Genomic DNA, 21,731 nt, shown 5'->3' with positions numbered 1-21,731 from the left:
TTTAATAATGAGTAACGATAATTCTCAAACAGAAATCAATGATGTTACAGCAGCACATGCACAACGCTCACGTAAGAAAGGCTTTTTGGCACTAGCGTGCGCTATTGTGGTTGCTGCGGGTGGTTATGGGTCTTACTGGTATTTCTATGGCTCGCGCTATGTGAATACCGATAACGCCTATGCCGAAGCGGATGTCGCTGGAGTAACGCCTGCCATCGGTGGGATCGTACAAAAAGTCAATGTGGTTGATACTCAAGCCGTACATAAAGGCGATGTGTTGGTCAGCATCGATGATACCGATGCGCGGATTGCTCTTAATCGTGCGAAAGCCGACTATGAATTAGCAAAACGTCATGTGCGCAGTTATCTGGCAAACGATGAAGGTTTAACGGCCTTAGTGCATGCTCAAGAAGAAAATGCTAAACGCGCTGATGCGCAATTAGAAGCAGCGAAAGCCGATTTTCATCGTGCAGAAATTGATTTGAAACGTCGTCAAGACCTCGTTAAATCAGGTTCTGTGTCTGGTGAAGAACTGACTAATGCACAAAATGGTTATGATCAAGCTGAAGCCAATTTAAATGCAGCGAAAGCGGCCGCAGCGCAAGCTCATGCCAATAAATATTCCACCATTGGTAAACAAAAAGCGAACGCCGCATTAATCGACAACACAACGGTGGCGAATAACCCTGAAGTATTGGCGGCAAAAGCGCGTTATGAACAAGCACAAGTGAACTTGGATCGTACTGTCATTCGTGCACCTATCGATGGTGTGGTTGCACAACGCCATGTGCAAATCGGCCAACGTGTTCACTTAGGTGAGCAGTTAATGGCAGTGGTTCCGACACAAAATATCTATGTGGATGCCAACTTTAAAGAAGTCCAGCTAGAAAAAGTAACGATTGGTCAGCCTGTTGAACTTACCTCCGATCTGTATGGTGATGATATTGTCTACCGCGGTGTGATTACTGGCCTGTCGGGGGGGACTGGATCTGCGTTTTCTATGATTCCTGCCCAAAATGCAACGGGCAACTGGATCAAAGTGGTTCAACGCTTGCCCGTACGTATTCAACTTAACCAAGATGATCTTAAGGCACATCCACTGCACGTCGGGCTTTCTATGGAAGTCACGGTGGATACCGATACCATTGTTGATGATAAAACATTGGCTGAGTACCGCACTGCAATGTTGGCTGATTAGAGCCTAGGGTGAAATCATGAGTCAAACAAATGACAATGACATTCAACCGCTTACTGGTATGGCGCTGTTTTTGGGTGCCTTATGCTTAGCAACGGCTAACTTCCTTGCAATTCTGGATACAACGATTGCGAATGTGTCTGTTGCCAATATTGCTGGAGCATTGGGCACGTCCACCAGTCAAGGGACGTATGTCATTACTTCTTATGCGGTTGCGGAAGCGATTTCAGTGCCGCTGACTGGCTGGTTAACACGACGTTTTGGATCCATTCGGGTCTTTGTTGTGTGTTTCTTGATGTATGGCTTTTTCTCTGTTTTGTGTGGCCTTGCGACAAGCATGACGATGCTGGTGGCCTTTAGGGTATTTTTGGGATTCTCTGGTGGTCCGTTGATGCCCTTATCGCAAACCTTGATGATAAGAATTTTCCCCAGTAATAAAGCGCACGCTGCTATCGGGATTTGGAGTATGACGACGATGGTTGCGCCAATTACTGGCCCTATACTGGGTGGTATTTTGTGTGACCAATACAGTTGGCCATACGTATTTATTATCAAGGCACCGTTCGCCATTATCGCAAGTATTGCTTGCTGGCAATTACTCAAACGCTTTGAAACAAAAAGCATTAAAGCTCGGATTGATAAAGTCGGCTTAGGCTTATTAGTCGTATGGGTTGCTGCGCTGCAAATCATGCTGGATAAAGGTAAAGACTGGGATTGGTTCTCTTCCACTAAAATAACAGTACTTGCATGTGTTGCCGTTATTGGTTTCCTATCATTTTTAATCTGGGAACTGACCGATGGTAATCCTGTGGTGGATTTGAAAGTGTTCCGCCACCGCGGTTATACCGCATGTATGATCACCTTGGCGTTAGCGTTTGGCGCATTCTTTGCGATTCAAGTTATTACGCCACTTTGGTTACAAGAGTTTATGGGGTATACCGCCACCATCGCTGGGTACTCAACGGCAACAATGGGGATTCTTGCCGTTTTCCTTGCTCCCGTCGTAGCTAATCTTTCCTCCAAGATGGACCCACGGCCTCTGGTGTTCCTTGGAGTAGTTTGGCTGGGGGCTTGGACCTTTATTCGTGCGTTTGCCAATTTGGATATGACTTTTTCGCAAATCAGCTGGCCGATGTTCTTTCAAGGGATCGGAATGCCATTGTTCTTTGTGCCGTTAACAGCGTTAGCACTAGGGAGTGTTAAAGAATCTGAGATGGATTCTGCTGCTGGGTTAATGAACTTCATTCGTAGTCTTGCTGGGGCATTTGCTACATCGCTCGTCAATACCTCATGGGAAGATGAAGGTCGTTACGTGCATTCCGAACTTGCAGGATTGACCGATAGATCGGGCGTGGCCACTCATATGATGCAGCAGTCTGGTATGTCGATTGATCAGGTAAGAAATTCGGTCGATTATATGGTGCAAAAACAGAGTGTGATGGTGGCGACCAACCAACTCTTTATGGTGATTGCTGCTGTATTTGTGGGGGCTGCTTTCCTTATTTGGCTTGCGCCTAAAATTAAAGCCAGTGTGCAGGCGGGTGCCGCTCATTAGTGATACCTGTGATGAAATAAGTTAATAGATCAAGGCGGAACAGACCCATGGTTTGCTCCGCCTTTTGTTATTTTTGCTATCGATAGTGATTGAGGTATAGATTTCATTTTCGCCCATGGGGTAGGGTTCCTATATAATTAGCGGATGTGGCTAGAGACGAAGAAATATTGTGCGGTTAACCAGCTTTAAATACAAAACTCGTAAGGGGCCGGACTACCGGCACGGGGAGTCTGTGTCGTTTATCGATATAAAACAAACGTTCGGCATAGGGAGCATTCGGGTTGGAAAATGGGTCAATGCTGAAGAGAAAGCACTCGCAGCGAATGTGATTTTTGATTCATTAGCGGATTTAGCGTTTATTTTGGCACTGCCCCCACAAGCCATCGGGTTGAGAGGTAATTTGAACTTGGCCTTTGGTACCGGGGGGCGCAAGGGGGTGCAGGCACATTATGCTCCTAATTTACGTGAATTGGCGTTAGCAAAGAATGCTGGAGCAGGCGCGCTTGCTCATGAGTTTTGGCATGCCTTTGATCACTATATTGCCGATAAAGCGTTCGATATTGGCGATCGTTCTGCGCCACAACGCTCGATACTCTTTGCCAGTGATTGCTGGTTAACGAACGCCAAGTTGCACACTCATCCTTTAAATGTACGTTTGATGAAGATATTTGACGCGACCTTGTTAAGCGAAGGCGGGCAGGATGTTCACGATTACGTCTCGCGCAGTGTTAACGCAGATAAGGCACTCAACTCCAGATATTTTTCTAGGCCGACGGAGATGATGGCAAGAGCATTTGAGGCGGTGATTGAGACCTGCTCTGGGATTGACAATAGCTACTTAGTGGCCGGTACGATGAGCAATGAAAACCTCGCTATATATCCAGAATTGAGCCATCGATATATCATTCACGAGGCACTCCAGGATTATTTTCGACCTCTAGGAGAGGCGTTGAATCGGTAACCTCATTTATCTCGACAATATTAGAATGATGCTAGCGGGATATATGCTGATTTATATTCAAACCACCTGCTTTAAAGTGACTATTTATGTAAAAATAATGAAGAAATATTAAGTGGTCTATGATATAAGTTACCCATGCTGTTGTTGTAACAATTTAAGGAAGGAAGATGAGCAAGTACAAAGTATTTATTGATGGGCAAGTAGGAACAACCGGATTACAAATTCTGGAACGGCTCAGTTCTCATCCTTCGATCGACATATTAACGGTGGCACACGAGTTAAGAAAGAGTAAAGAAGCCAAGCTTAAGCTAATGCAAGAAGCTGATGTGACAATATTATGTCTACCCGATGATGCAGCGAAAGAGTCGGCTGCGTTAGCTGAGCAAGCAGGTTGTCGCGTTCTTGATGCTAGTACTGCTCACCGTATTAATGATGAATGGGTCTATGGTTTACCTGAGCTAACTGCTAATCAGCGCGATCTTATTCGTCAATCGAGTAAAGTGGCCAACCCAGGCTGTTACGCAACAGGGGCTATTTTACTGTTGAAACCACTCGAAGGGTTGGTGAGCTTGGATGATATCACCATCAATGCGATTTCTGGTGTGAGTGGTGGTGGTAACCAACTGATTGCTAAATATGAAAATGGTGGTCCTGCTTACGGGGTTTATAGTTTTAACAAGAGCCATAAACACATCCCTGAAATTATGAAATGGGCAAATCTAGAGTCTGCTCCTCTGTTTATTCCTTCTGTAGCTAACTACCAGCAAGGTATGTTGGTGTTTGTGCCGTTAAGACATGTCACTGCCGACAAGGCTACCGCAATCCATAACAAATTCTGTGAGCATTACGCCAATGAGCCGTTCATTACTGTGAATGATCTTAATGTTGCAAATGCTGATACCGATTTCGGTTTCATCACACCTCACGGTGTCGAAGGCAAAAACTCGGTTGAAATTTCGATGTTTACCATTGATGGTGCTGACAATGCCCTTTTAGTGGCTAAGTTTGATAACCTAGGTAAAGGCGCATCTGGTGCAGCCGTACAGAACTTGAATATTATGCTGGGTCTTGATGAAAGTATCTGCGTAGAGATTTAGTATGACTAGAAACCTCTTAAAATGAGGAAATGGGCAGGGTTCGACACCTGCCCTTTAACAACGATCTCTTTGATGCGTTTCTCTTAATCAAATGCCTCTGTATTGATTGAGGTTACGACGTAATTTTCATAGATCTCATGTTCAGGTATTTTTCGCCAATTCATTAACATATAAAGGTATGTGGCTAACAAGATATGGGCAGCATGAGAGCGCCAATCATGTTCATCTTTATCTTGCCAATATAACAATGCCTCCGTAGCACTTTTATCCATGGTTTCCATGTCTACTGCATAACGAAGTTGTAACGCCATATAGTATGCGGGTAAGACAAAGCGGCGATGCTCTTTATCACCACGTGTCAGGTCAATACCTTGCGTGGGAGTAAGATCCTCAAACTGACTTTGGGTTAAAGAATAAATAATCTCTGGCTCATAAAAATTATAAAAGTCTTTGGTTAGGCCTTCTTGAATGTCTTGCTTCCATTCTGCTTTTGTATCGGGAGTGCCTTTACGTTTCATTCCGGGTAACCAAATATCAAAATAATCGGGTACATCGAAAATGTGTGGTGCTGTAAGTGACATCCACCAACGGACATGGGGATCGCGCGGATTGTACATTGCGCTCTTAAATGGATTGATACGAGAAAATAAACTCATGTGGTTGTTATCTTTATTTAGCCAACTGAAGATGAACAGCATATAGAATGGGGAAAAAACGGGTAACTGGTAAAAACAGTTTGTGGATTATTGTTCCCAAATATGAATGAAATTATTAACTAAATTATTGTTTAGTTCGGGGTTATGTTGAGACTATTCCTTAAAAGAGCAGATGATGAGATGTTCAAAGAATTCGAATTAACATATTTCAGATGTTTATTTGGTTTTATTGTAATTTAATAATGTATTTATTTTCATGTTGCTAAATTAGGAAATGATATTTATAATTTTTGAACTAATATTTTATTTGTCATGTTTTTTAAGACGTTATCTGCCAGTAAGACCGACATTAAATGGGGTATTTTATAACTCTTGGTTTTTAATTACCTCATTAATCAATATATCTTATTGTATTTACGATATTTTATTAATGGTTTTGTTTTGTTGGTATTATTTCACATTATGTTACTAGCCTTGTTTTTAATAATTGGTATCGATATAACAGAAAGTGTGTAAATAAGTTGTCATGATCCCTTGGCAATCTATTTAGGTGCAATTTAATTTAATATCATCATTAATGAATGTAATTAAATGTTTCTTTTCATTATGCGGTAAATATAAAAACACTGTGCTGTATAAATTCTTATATTTTCTGCTTAAGGAGATATCATAGTGAACCTTAATAAAATTCGGCTATTTAAGCGCCAAAAGCTGTCTTGGGTCGTCGCGGCACTTTGCGTCCCGTTTTATGCTCAGGCTGCAGATGTCACTCTAACCGGCACTGCTGGTGATAATCAGGTCGCCTTGTACTGGAATGATTCTGGTGCTGATTCAAATTACGCCATCTATTACGATACCGATAGCGATCCTGATGGTCGTGTTAGACTCGGCACCGTCAACTCGAGTACGTTGCATTACACCGCTACCGGTTTAACCAATGCAACCACTTACTATTTCTGGGTTAAATACACCGATTCTGATGGTGATTCACAGAACTCGAGTGTGTTTAGTGCGACGCCACAAGATGTGGTTTTAAGTGGTACGGCAGGAAACGCGCAGGTGGCATTATCTTGGACCGATTCTGGTTCTGATAGCAATTATGCAGTCTACTATGACACAGACAGCACCCCTAAAGGTCGCGTGCGTTTAGGAACCGTCAATTCTAGTACAACAAGTTATACGGCAACGGGATTAACCAACGATACAGAATATTGGTTTTGGGTAAAATATACCGATTCTGATGGGAATGATGCTAACTCCACAGCGTTTAATGCAACACCTGAATCGGTGGTGTTGACGGCAACGGCAGGAGATGGTCAAGCGGATCTCTCATGGACAAGTTCAGACACAAGTTCTAGCTATCAAATCTATTACGACACGGATAGCAATCCTAAAGGTCGTGTTCGTTTAGACTCTGTCGGATCTTCAACATTGAGCTATACCGCAACGGGGTTAACCAACGGTACACCTTATTGGTTCTGGGTAAAATATAGCGACTCTGATGGTGATTATGCTGATTCTACATCAGCAACCGTCACTCCAGCAGCCTCGACGGATATTGATGAAGATGCAACAGTTGTCGATAGTGCTAGTGAAATCATCTCTGCGGTTGAGAATGCAGCGGCAGGTGATGTGATTTATGTTCGTGGTGGCACCTACTATTTCAGTGAACCTATCGAGCTCACCGCAAACGGCAAATCTGGTAGTACTATCACGCTGCGTAAATACCCAACCGATTCTGCGCGACCTGTGTTTGATTTCTCAAGTGAATCAGAAAAGTCCAGCAACCGTGGGTTAGAACTTAGTGGTAACTATTGGTATATCTATGGTATCGATGTTCAATATGCTGGCGATAATGGTATGCATATTACCGGTAATTACAATACTGTAGAATTTTCTACGTTCTCTCACTGTGCTGATACGGGATTACAGTTAGATACTGGCGCTTCTTATAACTTAATTAAGAACGTTGACTCTTATTATAATGCCGATTCATCGTTAGAAAATGCCGATGGATTTGCCGCGAAGCTTGGTATTGGTACTGGCAATAAATTCTATGGTTGTCGCGCTTGGAACAACTTAGATGATGGTTATGATGGCTATCTGCGTGGTGCCGATGGCATTACCACAACCTATGAACAGTGCTGGGCAATTCGCAATGGATATCTGGAAAGTGGTGACGCCAGTGGTGGCGATGGTAATGGATTCAAAACCGGTGGTAGTGACGATAAGGATCTAAAACACAACGCCATTTATACCAATAGTATTGCTGCAGGTAATGCTGAAGATGGTTTCGATCATAACAGTAACCGTGGCACTGTTACTATTTATAACAGTGTTGGGTATAAAAACGGCCGTAACTTTGGCTTTAGTAGTACCAATCCATTGAAGAAATTGACCATTAAAAACAGTATTTCCTATAAAGGTGACGATTCAGATCAATACAAAGCAACCAGTACCAGTATCTCAAATGATAGCTGGTCAGGCAGTGTATCGGTCAGTAGCAGTGACTTTGAAAGTGTTGATATCGATGATCTTCTTGCTGACCGTCAATCCGATGGGAGTTTGCCTGATGTTGAATTCTTCCATCTCGTGAGTGGTAGCGATTTAATTGATGCAGGTACCGATGTCGGTTTAGATTACGAAGGAGACGCTCCAGATATCGGCGCGTTTGAATCCGATTATTAACCTAAGTTTTTTACCGCTAAGCACCTCGATACAGTCGAGGTGCTTTTTCTACACTAAATAACCTCAAGAAGACTGATTCGGAGCTTTATTAATAAGCTTAACAAGGGAAAGAGTCGTGCTTCCCTTTCAATATGATTGAATATAGCGAAATTTATGTTAAATCTTGCAGCTCATTTTCACTCAAATTATGAATTGATCCGATTTTTTTGCTGTATAACAACACTAAGTCATATACACGGTTTATTTCCAACTATGCTTTATCGGTAGTGTGAATGAATGATATGAGGCGGTCATGTATTCCAATCAATCCAACATGGTGAACGCAAATACTCAAACAATGGCGAGTATTTTTGATCCATTAACCGATTTATATAATCGACACTTATTTCTTCAAGTGTCTAATTCGTTGCTTAAGATATCGTTACGCCAAAGGATGCCGGTATCGGTAGCCATGGTCAGTTTGGAGCACGTTTCTGACACCGCCCATCTTGAAATAGATGAAGCGCAAGAAATTATTAAGCAGAGTGCCGACTTACTGAAAAGTATTACCCGAGACAGTGATACCTTGTCTCATTTTGATGATTATGTCTTCGGTTTACTGCTTTACAATTGTACTTATCAGCAGTCACACATCGTGGCTAATCGGATTAATGCGAAGTTGGAAGGGCGTTTATCTTTTCGAAATCAGCCTGTGACAATTGCCATTGGCCTAGCCGAGTTTGATCGTAATTTTGCTGATAATCAACATCTGTCTGAACATATGGTTGAAGAAGCCCTGAGCGATATGGGGCGTCGATAATCTGTTCATTGCCTGAGTAACTCAATTGATCGTAATGGATTTTACTCCCTATTTTGCCGCCGAAAAAAGCGTAGCCTGTCGATGACTTGTTTGGTTAGATAGAGCATTGACACAATAGCCCAGTGCAAAAAGCACTGGGCTTAATGATTAAAAATAAGGTTTGTAATCAATAGCTTTAATTAAGCCTTTGGCAATGCGATAAATATTAAAAATATACACCGCGAAGAATAGTAAAACACCGATCCCAAAGAACCATAGTAAGAACGAAACAATCGTCAGTACTAACGATATCCAGAAGGTACTAATGACATTTTCAAAATGTGAATAATATATTGTTTGTGCTGCATCCCCTCGTTTTACGTAAGCCCATATCACACCAACTAAGGTAAAGAATCCGCCACTCGCAAGGCCGATGGCAAGTAACACGTATGCGATGATCGCGTGAGTTCGAGTGGTATCGGGCTGAGGTGGTTGATTGTATAGTTCATTATTCATCAGTCTTTCCTAGCAGTATATCTAGCCAATTGATTGTATTTAGGTATGCGGTAAATCATATTCTAATTAGTGATATTATAAGTAAATCTTATAAATAATCCCACATCGTACTTACTTATTATCTGAAAATATTAAAATTTATCTGTTGACCTCAAGTTAACTTGAGGAATTAGCCTATGCCAAATCGTGATGATTTGAACTCTGGTTCGTCTGTTGTTTGGTTAAATGGGGTCGGTGATGAATACGCAAGTTGGCTATGTAAAAGAGTTAGCAGTAAAAAGCTATCAAGAAAAATCGTATATTGTGGTAAAGAAAACCGCGCGTTGGGTGAAGGTAGTGAAATGGACATTCGTGTTTGCCGCTATAAGTGCTTTATTCTATTTTATTTATGGATGTTGGCACGCTTTAAATTCCTCGGTTTAACTTACTGTTATCTTCAAATCACTGCCATTGGCCGTTTCAGTGAAAATGTTTTTGCGTGTAAGTGAGCACTGATTTGAAGATGGAGTCGTTCTACTTAGAGAATGGCATAAAACACTAGTGGGTAAGTGGTGAATCGGTGTAGAGTAGCGTTCTATCTATCACTAAGGTTTTTGCTTCAATGGAACGTATTTTCGAAAAACTGTTGTATGCTGCACGCTGGATTATGGCACCTGTTTATCTTGGGTTGAGCCTAGTTCTTGTAGCGTTGGCGATTAAGTTTTTTCAAGAAGTTTTGCACATTTTGCCCAATATTTTATCGATCAAAGAAGTCGATTTAGTACTGACTACTCTGTCTTTAATTGATATTTCGTTGGTGGGTGGCTTGATTGTAATGGTCATGTTCTCTGGCTATGAAAACTTCGTATCAAAAATTGATGTCGATGAGAATCAAGAAAAATTAGTATGGCTTGGTAAGATGGATACCAGTTCATTAAAGAACAAAGTGTCTGCGTCGATAGTTGCCATTTCATCAATACACCTACTTAAAGTGTTTATGAACACTCAATCGATCGATGGTGAAAAGATCAAATGGTATCTTTTATTGCACGTTACGTTTGTCGCTTCAGCGTTTGTCATGGGATACCTTGATAAAATCACCAAGAAGGGTAAAGAACCTTACTCAACCACAGATTAATGATTTATCGGGGCAGCTCAGAGCTGCCCTTTTTATTGCGTGATTACGCATCGTTGTTCCATTCTGCTGGCATTGTCCACTGGTTAATCCATTGTTCCATCTCTTTCATTGGCATAGGTTTAGCAATGCCATAGCCTTGCGCATAACGATAACCTATCTCTAATAACTCGCGACGATGCTGATGGCTTTCCATTCCCTCCGCGATCACATCGATATTAAAGGCGTGAGCCAGTGCGTGTATCCCCTGTAAGATCATTCTGTCTTCCTGGTCATCAAGCATGTCGATGACAAAACTGCTGTCGACCTTGATCTGGTTTACTGGGAGCTGTTTTAAATAGGTCATTGAGGAGAACCCCGTGCCGAAGTCATCCAGTGAGAAACGTACTCCAAGGGATTGGCATTGGGTAATTTTTTCAGCGATTGCATGCAAATCGCTGAGCTCTTGTGTTTCGACAATTTCTAGCTCTAATAGAGCGAGATTCACGTCAGGATAACTTTTCAATTGTTGGGCAATAGCATCAACGAAGTCATCACGATTAAAATAGAGATGACTAAGGTTAATACTTACTGGGATTTCAATACCTTGTTGGCTCCATTGATAAATCTGGCGCACGGCATCACTAATCACCCATTCGTCAATCGCCAACATAATGTTATGTCGTTCGATTTGTGGCAGGAACAGCCCTGGTGCTAATAACCCTTTATTACGATGACGCCATCGGATTAAGGCTTCCATGCCAATGATATCACCATTAATTAAATCCACTTTAGGCTGATAGAAAAGCTCAAATTCTTGGTTATTGAGCCCTGTTTGAACATCAATAATCATCTCTTCTAATTGCAGCGCGGCGTCTTCTGCATTGGAGTCGAAGAAATGGAAATTCTCAGTACTACGGCTTTTGGCGTAGTACATCGCTTGGTCAGCTTGACGAATCAACTTGTCGGCTTCGATAGGTTGACGTTGAGGGTAGCTAGTGATGCCGAAGCTGGCTGTGATCGATAAAGTATGTCCGTTGTGCTGGACGGGTTGATTGATCAACGCTGAAATTTGGTGAACTAGACTGAGCTCTTGCTCAGGGCTTTCTAGATGATGGAGTAGCAAAATAAATTCATCACCACTAGGTCTTGATAGCGTGTCATCACTGCTCAGTGATTCATTGATTCGATTGGCAATTATTTTTAATACGCTATCACCAAACGCAGCACCAAAACGGTCATTAATGTATTTGAAATTGTCCAAATCAAAGTACATCACGGTGATTCGACCACCATTTTTGTCTACAGACGACATGGATTGCTGCAAACGATCTAAGAATAAAAGACGGTTGGGTAAATCAGTCAGTTGGTCAAAGTTTGCTATGTGTTTGAGCTGTTTTTGGTGGTTCTTTTCCGAAGTGATGTCAAATGAAATACCACATAAACCATAGAGTTCTCCAACCTGGTTGATTAACGGAATTTTAGTGGTTTTTATATATTTGTAGGTTTGATGCTTTTCTACCCAATAGCACTCTTCTTGACGATAAGGCTTTTTGGTTTCAAATACTTGGTTATCCGCTTTTGTAAAGGCGAACGCCATATCAGTATCGTAAAGCTCGGTGGGCGTTTTCATCATGATGTCACGCAGTTCCAGTTCGGCAGTACGACAAAATGCTTTGTTTGCATACAAGTAGCGACTTTTGGCATCCTTCATATAAATATAAGCATCGATATTATCCAAAATGATATTTAAACGGGTTTGACTTTCACCCAACTCGATATTGTGGCGCCTTTTAACTCGGTTTTGGTGGGCTAATACTATGACTAAAGCAATGAGCAGCCCAATAATGATGGCAATACCCAGAAGTTCTTGCCAATAAACATAGAGCAATGAGTTATTACGGATTTTATACCTTATGTGAGAGTTAGGTGGCAGTAAGCTCTCATCAATATTGAACTTATTTAAGATACGCTCGTCGAAAATCGGAATATTGGGACTTTTTAAAACGATAGGGATTTGTTTTACCGGCGTTCCTTCTAGAATTCTGGTCGCTTGTAACGCGGCTAAACGTCCATGTTCCTGGTGAGTCACCAATACACCGCCAACCAATCCTTTACCTATACCTTGATCATAGAGGTGAAAAACGGGGACTTTAGACGCTGAAACAATAAGTTTTAACGATTCATTGAAGGTTAAATTCACTTTATTTTTGTCATTAAACGCTGACAATAATAATGCAGCATCTGTGTCATCAGCAACATTCAGTTTCTCACTGAGTTCTTTCCAAGTAAGCCGAGATAGGTCTAATATTTTGAGTGAGAAGTTTGGGAATTGTTCACGATAAGAGAGCGCATTGTTTAAATCAGCTTGACCGGTTGTGGTGCCATCAGTAATTAAATAGAGATTCTTGATTGATGGGCGTAGTTTGGAAATAAGCGCAAGATTATCATTGATCGATACTGCTTCGACTGTCCCTGTAATATTTGCATCGTGGTTTTGAACCAGTTGTTGCGCTAAATCTTGGTTATTTAATCCAAGAAAAACGATCGGAATATTAGGGAATAATTGCTGGCGAAATTGCATGGCAAATTGCAGAGCATTGTCATCACTGGTGATGACTAAATCATAGGGGGGGCGGTGTTCGAGTTTATAGGATAAAAACTGATAAAAAAGTTCTATGCTGCGTTGATTGATGAGACGCTTGCTGTCCATATATTCAATATCAATATCAGGACTTTGATCACCAAACCCTTCAGTGAGTCCGAGATTGATTTTTGCCATGGTATGAAAAGTCGGGTTATAGGAGTTAATTAACAGAACCCTTTTTTTCGAAAGATCTGCGGCGCTACTGCACAAAGGTAACAAATTAAGCAGTATTGCAATCCACATGATTTTAAAACAACGAATAGTAACCACCTGTTATCAACTTCTGAATTTAACATACCTATAACGCAGTATAGACAGCAATTAATAAGTTCAACAGTTGAAGGTGAAAATGTTTTATGCAACCAGATTGATTAAGTAAATGAATGTGCGAGTCTTTTACTGTTAGTAATGGAAGTAGGGTAGGGCTTGAAAAGGTAGGTATCGAGTGATACCTACCGAGAGTAACATCGTGCCTTTTATCCGTTTTGCTCTTTATTGCGTTTTAACTTTCTTACTAACACTACAATAATCACGAGCACGATTACGATGGCAATGATAGTGATAGCCTTAGCATTTTGTACCAAGAATGGAATATCGCCGCTGCCCTGTTGAATGTTTGTTACTTGTTGTGCAGTTAGGGACGCATTGCGTTGACCAAAGTGGTCGGTGACATAATTCGCTATGGCGGCGATTTGGCCGGCGGTAAGCCAAGAGTGAATCACCTGCTGCTGTTCGCCAAAAGCTGGCATAACCGCTTTTCCATCAGCACCTTGACGGTGAATACCGTGAGTAATTGCCATCACTAAGTTGGTTGGATCGCTACCGCCCACAGCCGTATTGTTGGTTAACGATGGGATAGTGTGATCATCTGATCCTTCGCCATTAGCTCCATGACATGCCGCGCAGTTATCGCTGTATAAGTTTGCTCCGTTGGTGGTTGAGAAATCGGTGTATGCCTTGGTATTACTCGCTGAATTACCAGGTTCATACTTAGTCCAGCTCACTGGTTTTGCTTTACTCACAGACCACGATGCGTCGCTTTGACCTGTAATGCGATGCGCTGGAACGGATTTCAAATACGATACGATGGCATGAATATCGTTATCTGTCATAAAACGGAAACTGTGCTGAATAGCATCAGCCATTGGACCACCTGCTTGCGCTTTACCTACGGCGTGACCATTTTTTAGATAGCTGGCTAATTCCGCGTCGCTCCAGCCACCAATGCCACTGATTTTGTCCGATGTAATGTTTGGTGCAAACCAACCATCGACATGCGCGCCAGCTAAAAATTCACTGCTGTCTTCGGCCATCATTTGGTTACGAGGTGTATGACATGTTGAACAGTGTGCTAATCCTTCGACCAAATATTTACCGCGGTTTTGTTCGACCGATAACGTATCATCAGGTTTAAATGGTGTGCCATGAGCGAACATTAAATTCCAACCCCACATTAAGCCAGGAAGATTGAAAGGAAATGAGAGCTCTGTTTTTTGTTTTGGCGCTTCATCAATGGCAGGAACAGATTGAAAATACGCATACAGTGCCTGCATGTCTTGATCAGTAATATTGGAATAAGAGGTATAAGGCATTGCAGGGTAAAGCTGAGAACCATCAGGACGAACCCCTTTACGTACCGCGTCAGCAAATTGCTGTTCTGTCCAGTTACCGATGCCAAATTGCTTCGAAGAGGTAATATTACTGGATATGATTTTACCCATCGGCATGTTGAACGGATAACCGCCCGCATAGGGTTTGGTTTCGTTTGATGTATGACAAGCGGTACAGTCGCCGGCTGTCGCCAAATATTGGCCTCGCTGAATGAGATTGGATTGATCGGCGGCGACGCTGCTTGCTGCTGTGGTTATACCCATGGCACACAGTAAGAGTAAGGTGAATGTTTTCATGATTTACACCTCCTTCGCAATGATGTCAGCGGTACGAATAGCCAGTGCGACAGCGGTTAATGTTGGGTTAACCACGCCAGCTGCTGGAATCACCCCTACGGAGGCCACGAATAAATTGTCGTGGTCGAATGTACGACATTCGCCGTTAACCACGGAATCTTTAGGATCTGCGCCCATGATCATGGTGCCCATCAGGTGATCGTGGTTTTCGAAGTCTGAGTTCACATCGATAATTTTGCCGTTCATTAGTTCCGCAATCTCTTTGTATTGCTGCAGCGCATGTTGACCACCGACTTTGACGTAATCGTCGATATCGAAGTGCACTTTAATGCCAGGAATGCCTAAGCTGTCTTTCCAATTTGGGTTGGGTTGCACGCGGTTAGCTGGATTCGGTAATGGCTCAAAGAAGGCGTACATGTACAACCAGCGAGAAGACCAATCCATAATACGGTCGTCCAGTTCTTGCCCCATCAGGCCTTCGGCAATGGCTCGTTTCGCGATATCGATTTGTGGGTTGTTATTGGCAAAAGCGTGTTTGTTGGCCGAATATTTGGCACGTGAAGGACCATCGCGCCATGACATAATAGTGGCTTGTTGAACTGGGCCACGACCCGACCAAACCGGTTGATCGGCAAGAAAGGTAAAGCTCATCCCAACGTGGTCCATGAGGTTACGACCCACCATGTCAGAAGAGTTACCAATGTCATTCATTAACATCAATTTTGCCGTCTCAAAACTGTGTGCGGCCAATACAAAGGCTTTTGCTTTAAGGGTATGTTCCTTGCCTTCTGGGGTTAAATAACTGATAGACTCAATCTTGTTATTAGCACCTTTGGTAATTTTATGCACCACAGCTTCTGAAATCAGTTTGGCTCCATTGCGTACGGCTTTGTCTGCATGGATAGATCCATTGTATAGGGAGCCAATAGGACAGACTTGGTCGCAGTTATTATTGCCTTGGCATGCTGGGCGACCATCATAAGGTTTGTGGGTTCGTACGGTGGGCTCATGAATGACCACGTGACCTTTGGGTTGCAGTCTTTCACGAATCAGGGATGTACTGAACACGTCGGCTTCTGAAGTGACAGGGTAGTGCTTAGAACGCGGTGGGTATGAGAGCCCTGGATTCTTACCCGATTGATCTTCCACATCCGAGCCCGCAACGCCAATGGCATATTCTGCTCGTACGTAATACGGTTCTAAATCATCATAACTGATTGGCCAGTCGCGACCCACACCGTAGAGAGAATTTAGTTTGAAGTCATTTGGAATATAGCGCCATGTCGCGCCACCCCAGTGCCATGTTGTACCACCAACCAATTTCAACATTCCGGGAATTTCGGCAAAATTACCATCGTTGGCCAAATAACCGGGTTGATAGCTGGTGGGCGCCCAAGGGGTATTTGGATACGGATCATTATGATCGTAGTGACGACCGGAATTACGAAAGTTTTCAACAATTTTCCAACGGGGAACATTGGGTCCTGCTTCGAGCAAGATAACGGATTTTCCTTTCATTGCTAATTCATTAGCAACGTTTGAACCACAGGCGCCAGAACCGACAACAATGACGTCTGCATCATACTGTTTAGCCACGATAATACTTCCTTAATACTGCGTTATTTTGTTTTATTTTTATGAGAATGATGGCGTGTTAGGCACGTGCTCCCAATAGCCGGTTTGCCAGCGTGAATAACTTGGAATTGGGGTATACGGTTTAGTTAACTGGTAAGTCAGCGCTTGGGTGTAAGTGACAAATTCGACGTTGTCTTCAGAGGAATGTGCGACCGGTGTGCCCACATAGCCAAGATAGAACGCTGAGATAATGCTTTGTGCGGTCGTCTTTATTTGGCCTGTAAATGCCGGTTGAACTTTTAACTCTTCCAAACTGGTAATGTGGTGATCCTTTAGAAAGGTAGCGAGATCCGAAAAATGGGCGGGAAACTGGGGATCAACTTTCGCTAATGCCTCACTAGCACGAGCGGCCAGCGCGGGATCAATAGGTTTCGCAGTTAGCAAAGCCGCGATTTTTTGTAACTCGGGGGATAAGGAGCCAAAGTCAGCTGCAAAGCTAACCTTAGGTACCGAGAGCATGACATATCCACCGACAGCGGTAGCGACGGCTGACGATAAAAAACGACGTCGGGTCATATTAGATTCAGAAAGCTCAGATGAATTTGAGTTCTGAACGTGAACACGATTTTTCACTATGTTACCTCCAGTGATTATTGTTATACCCGCACACGTAATTACATGACACTTATCGGCCGTTATTTCCTGTCTTACCAAGCTCGCTAACAAGCGATAGTCAGGTATCTAAATAAACGCGAAATGAAAAAGACCGCTCTATGAACAACACTGTTAAGTCACAGTGGTGATAGGACCATTGAGTCGAGAACAGACGGATAATGCCAGTAGTAACGGGGGATTTGGTGAGTTACCATGTTAATTTATATTGTTATTGATTAATATTTTGTAACATCTTTGGTTATCATATATTAACTTTTAGTTAACTTTTAATATTAAATTTGAATAAAAATGAGGTAAGTAGATAGTATTAATGAATAATAATTCGAGTTGTTATGAGAGGTTAGTGAGAACATAGCTGGAGTGATTAATTTTATATAAATAAGGAATAAGTATGTGTTATATAATGAAAAATCATCATATAAAAAGCACGGTTCAAATAATTTAATGATTCCTAATGTGCTCAAATAAGATATAAATCACAGTTTATTGATGTAATGTAAATAACGTAATTGTTAATTATTGGGGATGTAAATTATTCACAACCGATGCGGTTACGGCCTTGATTTTTAGCTTTATAGAGCTGCTTGTCAGCACGTTTGAATAATTCATCCAGCGGCTCATTATGATGAGCAACAGCGATGCCAAAGCTAGCGGTTATGACAACCTCTTCACCATTAACAATCAATGGGGTGTCTTCGATAGTGGCGCGTAAATGTTCAGTACAAGCGAGAGCTTGCTCCAGGTTGGTTTTTGGTAACAGAATGGCTATTTCTTCTCCGCCCCAGCGCGCTAGGATATCTGTTACCCGAATATTTTTCTTTAACAGGCATGCTATATGAGTTAATGCTTGGTCTCCGACATAATGGCCATGAATATCGTTAATATTTTTAAAGTGATCAATATCCATCATGACAAAGCAGAGCGGAGTTTTATTTTTTGTCGCGTTTTTAATGATTTTTTGGCCGACGTTAAAAAATGACCGCCGGTTAAAAATATTGGTTAGTGGATCATACGCGGAGAGGTATTGTGCAGTAATACGTTCCTTGTCTATCGCTTTTAATCGTATACTTACGATAATGGCAAGAATAATCGCTTCTAACACCACACCAAAAACTGCACTGTTAAAAGTAAAGTAATTATATGGAAGGTTTCCCCTCACAGAGAGAGTTGTCACTAATAAACCAAGCATGCTACATAGCACGGCCACTAAAAAGTATTGTGCATCTTTCACTTTACCAATACTTAATCCGGCGATAGCGATCATCAAGAGAGTGGCAAGAGTTAAATAGTTAAAGGCTATGTGGGTCGCCATAATGTGTGCTTTTTGCACTATAAGGATGCTCATTGTAATCACACCCGCTGTACAATACACGGCGACGAATTTATAAATGAATGGCATATTGCGCTTAATGGAGAGAAAGCTGGCGATAAATATTAAGCCACTGACGCCATGAAGCACCATAAATACCAGAGTGCAATAGTTTTGGATGTACAGCGAATGGGGATAGAACCAAGCAAACCCAAAGCCATTATACGAGAGGTTTACAATGATAAAGCAAGCGATATAGCAGCAGTAATAGAGTGTGTAACTTTGTTTAACAGTGAAATACAGCACCAGATTGAACCCAATCAGTGCCATCAATACCCCATATACCCAGCCTGATGTGATGTGCACTAAGGCATGATAGCCACGCGCATCGCCGGTATTCTGTAAATCAATAGGTAGTGTCATTGGATCCAGCGATTGAGCACGAATGAATATGTGACTGTTCCCTGGAGGAATCGTAACCGGAAATACAAAGCCGACACCTGGAACTAAATGATGGCTGGCAAATTCGTAGTCGCCAGCATGTTGGTGATGGGGAAGGTGATCTTGAATACTGTATACATCGAGACTGTCTATCCACGTTTTCCCTGCGGTTAGATAACGAGTGAGTGTGTCTTTCGTCGGATTATGTAGTGATAGTTTGACCCAAGTAATCTGGTGGCTAATGCCAAGTGAAAGTAAACTATTTGAGGCGTGATTGACCGAGTGGCTCTCGAAATATTGCTCGATATTATTGATATCTTTGTCGCTATCTTGGGGAAGTTGTACGTATTCGATAGCAGAGATGAGGTGGGAGTTCATTCCACTTGAAGAGGGAATCGAAGGTAAAGCATGTGATAGTTGGCTGTATAACAATATCACCATGATTATGAGATATTTATTTACCATCATTGCTTATCTGCCAACGTAAAAATCGCCAAGACCAATGATTGAGCACTTATTTAATCCTTGTAATAAACTTGTCCAATCAGACTTTTCTTCATACTCATGTCACCGCAAAATGTTGCATCCTAGCTCTGTAGGTTATTTGAGTACGGCTACGTATAAGAATAGAGATTCATATATAGAATAACAACAGATTTACTCGCTTATATCATTGGGCGAGTGTGGCTATTTTGTGTTGGTTTTTCGCTCTAGCGTTTCATCGTAAAAAAGAAAATGGTTTCTGCCAGAATTTTTCACCGCATAAAGGGCAAGATCGGCTCTATTAATCACATCACTAATGGATTCATCGCTTTCTTTAACCAGAGATAGGCCGATACTGATGCCAATTTTAAGCTGCAATTTATCAATTCGATAAGGTTTACAGATGGTTTGTTGGATGCGTTTAGCCGTTGAAATCGCTATCTCATAGATTTTGTCGTGACCCGATAGAATAACGGCAAATTCATCACCACCTAGACGAGCTACCACGTCGGTACATCTCACGGCATGGACGAGACGTTGAGCAACGGCTTTTAATATTTTGTCTCCAACCAAATGCCCGTGGGTGTCATTAATTTGTTTGAACTTATCTAAATCAAGCAACATCAACACCGTATTGCACTTGTTTTGATGATGCTCTTCAGAAAGAACAACTTTTTCCAATGACTCATTGAAAAGTGTTCTATTCGCTAAGCCGGTTAGGGTGTCGTGATGAGCCGCATGAGCTATTTTGGATGTGGCGATTTCTCGTTCAGTAATATCTTCTACTGTGATGATCCAGCCTTGATCAGGTAACGGAGAGTACAGAATAGTCACGATGCGGTTATCGAGTAATTCACGCTTAGTCCGTAAGGGGTCTCCTCGTTGGAAGTGATCTTGCATCTCATCAAATAGTTGCTGAGGTTCGAGGTGTTGAGCATGTTCACGCACCGTCTCTTTTAACAAGTCGAGATGTAATTTGCCGTGATGTATTTGTTTAGGATCGTGGCCTAAGATATCGACATACGGTGTATTCCAGTATTTAAGGCGTGAGTGTTTATCAAATACCGCTACACCTTGGCTCATGTTTGCCAAAATAGTCTGTAATTCAGAGCTCCGTTCTTTCGCTAATTGCTCGCTCTCTTTGAGCTGTTTTTCTTGTTCACGAATAGCAGTGATATCTTGGAATGCCCCATTAAGTCTTACCACTGCGCCGTTTTCTCGAACTGCTTTCCCTGACGTGCGAACCCAAATGCGATTCCCTTTTGCTGTGATAAAGGGTAATTCACAAAACCAAATTCCGGTGACGTTGACGGCTTGTTCAACAGCTTGGCGAATGTCATCCTGAGCTTCTGGTGCATAAAAGTTAAAGGCATCTTCCAGTGAAATTTGCGCATCGTTTGGCAACTCATGAATTTCACGTGTCCTTTGAGTTATATAAAGCTCTTGAGTGGCATAGTCATATTCCCATCCCCCCACACCGGATACTTTCGCCACTTCTTCTAGTAATAGCATGTGCCTAGTGATGGCTTTTTGCTCGGCGTTTTTGGCAATAGAAAGTGAAATAATATCCGAACGATATCGATTAAGGCGTGTCGTTAAAATTTGTTCAATGGCATGAGAGAATAGGGATAAACACTCGATTTGTTGATCTGATAACTCTATGTTTGTCCTGAGCATAAGAGTGAGAACGCCAACATCACCGTAATCTGTAATATGAAGCGGTAGTCCAAATGCATAGATTGGCCCTGGTTCTAACGTTGCTTGGGTCAGTATTTTCGCTTTTAACACCGTTTGATTGAACGCGGATATGCGAGGTGGCTCTAATAGAGTTTGACCATAAATGGCAATAGGATACTGCTGAAGAACATCATTATCCACATCGAACAGGGTGACTTGAACCATCAAGGATTGAAATTGGAAAGAGACGACAGCCAGTAAACTATCTAATTCGTTGAGTTCGCCAATATTAGTAGACTTGAGTTTGCTAAATGCTTGCTCTTTAACCTCTCGTATCTCACAAGACGTTACCATAAGCTTGTCATTCATTCAGTTTCCTTTGGCTCGCCATACTGAAAAGTATTACTTAAATATAGTTGAGAACAGTAATAAGTAGAGCTTTGTTACCGGTTTTTAGACGAGTTACCACCAAGATATA

16 protein-coding genes are annotated in these 21,731 nt (G+C 42.1%); 8 read left to right on the top strand and 8 right to left on the bottom strand.

Features of this window, described 5'->3' with window-relative positions; translation table 11 throughout:
- Positions 1-7: 7 nt before the first annotated feature.
- The 4 genes from I1A42_RS09860 to argC all read left to right on the top strand — a co-directional run bounded on the left by I1A42_RS09860 (position 8) and on the right by argC (position 4,808).
- Positions 8-1,198, top strand: a complete 1,191-nt coding sequence (locus tag I1A42_RS09860; protein WP_196123366.1) for an HlyD family secretion protein — start codon at positions 8-10, stop codon at positions 1,196-1,198.
- Positions 1,199-1,214: 16 nt separating this feature from the next.
- Positions 1,215-2,750: a DHA2 family efflux MFS transporter permease subunit gene (locus tag I1A42_RS09855; RefSeq protein ID WP_161157456.1), complete on the top strand. Its 1,536-nt coding sequence runs from the start codon at positions 1,215-1,217 to the stop codon at positions 2,748-2,750.
- Positions 2,751-2,919: 169 nt separating this feature from the next.
- Positions 2,920-3,711 (top strand): CLCA_X family protein, encoded by a 792-nt coding sequence (locus I1A42_RS09850; protein ID WP_196123365.1) that lies wholly within the window; start codon positions 2,920-2,922, stop codon positions 3,709-3,711.
- Positions 3,712-3,878: 167 nt separating this feature from the next.
- On the top strand, positions 3,879-4,808 hold the full coding sequence (gene argC / locus I1A42_RS09845; RefSeq protein ID WP_161157454.1) for an N-acetyl-gamma-glutamyl-phosphate reductase: 930 nt from the start codon (positions 3,879-3,881) through the stop codon (positions 4,806-4,808).
- Between the two features lie 83 nt (positions 4,809-4,891).
- Here the strand turns inward: argC and I1A42_RS09840 are convergent, their stop codons facing one another.
- Positions 4,892-5,464 (bottom strand): hypothetical protein, encoded by a 573-nt coding sequence (locus I1A42_RS09840; protein WP_161157453.1) that lies wholly within the window; start codon positions 5,462-5,464, stop codon positions 4,892-4,894.
- A 672-nt stretch (positions 5,465-6,136) separates the two neighbouring features.
- Here I1A42_RS09840 and I1A42_RS09835 point away from each other — a divergent pair.
- On the top strand, positions 6,137-8,152 hold the full coding sequence (locus I1A42_RS09835; protein ID WP_202436526.1) for a fibronectin type III domain-containing protein: 2,016 nt from the start codon (positions 6,137-6,139) through the stop codon (positions 8,150-8,152).
- 292 nt (positions 8,153-8,444) lie between these two features.
- A complete protein-coding gene (locus tag I1A42_RS09830) occupies positions 8,445-8,951 on the top strand; it encodes a GGDEF domain-containing protein (protein WP_161157797.1) in 507 nt (168 codons plus the stop codon).
- A 147-nt stretch (positions 8,952-9,098) separates the two neighbouring features.
- Here I1A42_RS09830 and I1A42_RS09825 read toward each other — a convergent pair whose 3' ends face one another.
- Positions 9,099-9,446: a DUF4870 family protein gene (locus I1A42_RS09825; protein ID WP_161157796.1), complete on the bottom strand. Its 348-nt coding sequence runs from the start codon at positions 9,444-9,446 to the stop codon at positions 9,099-9,101.
- A 176-nt stretch (positions 9,447-9,622) separates the two neighbouring features.
- Here I1A42_RS09825 and I1A42_RS09820 point away from each other — a divergent pair, with 176 nt between their 5' ends.
- The gene (locus I1A42_RS09820) at positions 9,623-9,934 is read left to right on the top strand and encodes a hypothetical protein (RefSeq protein ID WP_161157795.1); all 312 of its coding nucleotides are present in this window, start codon (positions 9,623-9,625) and stop codon (positions 9,932-9,934) included.
- A 113-nt stretch (positions 9,935-10,047) separates the two neighbouring features.
- The gene (locus I1A42_RS09815) at positions 10,048-10,563 is read left to right on the top strand and encodes a TIGR00645 family protein (RefSeq protein ID WP_161157794.1); all 516 of its coding nucleotides are present in this window, start codon (positions 10,048-10,050) and stop codon (positions 10,561-10,563) included.
- Positions 10,564-10,606: 43 nt separating this feature from the next.
- On the opposite strand, the gene I1A42_RS09810 is transcribed toward I1A42_RS09815, so the two are convergent.
- From I1A42_RS09810 to I1A42_RS09785, 6 genes are all read right to left on the bottom strand, one after another.
- A complete protein-coding gene (locus tag I1A42_RS09810; RefSeq protein ID WP_161157793.1) occupies positions 10,607-13,321 on the bottom strand; it encodes an ABC transporter substrate binding protein in 2,715 nt (904 codons plus the stop codon).
- Between the two features lie 341 nt (positions 13,322-13,662).
- Complete coding sequence (locus tag I1A42_RS09805) at positions 13,663-15,093, bottom strand: cytochrome c (protein WP_196123364.1); 1,431 nt, start codon at positions 15,091-15,093, stop codon at positions 13,663-13,665.
- A gap of 3 nt (positions 15,094-15,096) precedes the next feature.
- Positions 15,097-16,689 carry a GMC family oxidoreductase gene (locus tag I1A42_RS09800; protein WP_196123363.1) on the bottom strand — a complete coding sequence of 531 codons (1,593 nt, stop codon included), beginning with the start codon at positions 16,687-16,689 and terminating at the stop codon, positions 15,097-15,099.
- 39 nt (positions 16,690-16,728) lie between these two features.
- Positions 16,729-17,301 carry a sugar dehydrogenase complex small subunit gene (locus I1A42_RS09795; protein WP_196123362.1) on the bottom strand — a complete coding sequence of 191 codons (573 nt, stop codon included), beginning with the start codon at positions 17,299-17,301 and terminating at the stop codon, positions 16,729-16,731.
- 574 nt (positions 17,302-17,875) lie between these two features.
- Positions 17,876-19,561: a sensor domain-containing diguanylate cyclase gene (locus I1A42_RS09790; RefSeq protein ID WP_161157790.1), complete on the bottom strand. Its 1,686-nt coding sequence runs from the start codon at positions 19,559-19,561 to the stop codon at positions 17,876-17,878.
- Positions 19,562-19,780: 219 nt separating this feature from the next.
- Positions 19,781-21,622 carry a sensor domain-containing diguanylate cyclase gene (locus tag I1A42_RS09785; protein ID WP_196123361.1) on the bottom strand — a complete coding sequence of 614 codons (1,842 nt, stop codon included), beginning with the start codon at positions 21,620-21,622 and terminating at the stop codon, positions 19,781-19,783.
- Between the last annotated feature and the right edge of the window lie 109 nt (positions 21,623-21,731).

It is taken from the genome of Vibrio nitrifigilis (genome assembly GCF_015686695.1).
Taxonomy (GTDB): Bacteria; Pseudomonadota; Gammaproteobacteria; order Enterobacterales; family Vibrionaceae; genus Vibrio; species Vibrio nitrifigilis.
The sequence above is the reverse complement of the archived record's forward strand: the minus strand, read 5'-3'. Positions and strand labels throughout refer to the sequence as shown.

Coding starts and splice junctions, on each gene's coding strand:
- I1A42_RS09860 (WP_196123366.1), top strand. CDS start 8: ATGAGTAACGATAATTCTCAAACAGAAATCAATGATGTTACAGCAGCA.
- I1A42_RS09855 (WP_161157456.1), top strand. CDS start 1,215: ATGAGTCAAACAAATGACAATGACATTCAACCGCTTACTGGTATGGCG.
- argC (WP_161157454.1), top strand. CDS start 3,879: ATGAGCAAGTACAAAGTATTTATTGATGGGCAAGTAGGAACAACCGGA.
- I1A42_RS09840 (WP_161157453.1), bottom strand. CDS start 5,464: ATGAGTTTATTTTCTCGTATCAATCCATTTAAGAGCGCAATGTACAAT.
- I1A42_RS09830 (WP_161157797.1), top strand. CDS start 8,445: ATGTATTCCAATCAATCCAACATGGTGAACGCAAATACTCAAACAATG.
- I1A42_RS09825 (WP_161157796.1), bottom strand. CDS start 9,446: ATGAATAATGAACTATACAATCAACCACCTCAGCCCGATACCACTCGA.
- I1A42_RS09820 (WP_161157795.1), top strand. CDS start 9,623: ATGCCAAATCGTGATGATTTGAACTCTGGTTCGTCTGTTGTTTGGTTA.
- I1A42_RS09815 (WP_161157794.1), top strand. CDS start 10,048: ATGGAACGTATTTTCGAAAAACTGTTGTATGCTGCACGCTGGATTATG.
- I1A42_RS09810 (WP_161157793.1), bottom strand. CDS start 13,321: ATGGCAAAAATCAATCTCGGACTCACTGAAGGGTTTGGTGATCAAAGT.
- I1A42_RS09805 (WP_196123364.1), bottom strand. CDS start 15,093: ATGAAAACATTCACCTTACTCTTACTGTGTGCCATGGGTATAACCACA.
- I1A42_RS09790 (WP_161157790.1), bottom strand. CDS start 19,561: ATGATGGTAAATAAATATCTCATAATCATGGTGATATTGTTATACAGC.
- I1A42_RS09785 (WP_196123361.1), bottom strand. CDS start 21,622: ATGAATGACAAGCTTATGGTAACGTCTTGTGAGATACGAGAGGTTAAA.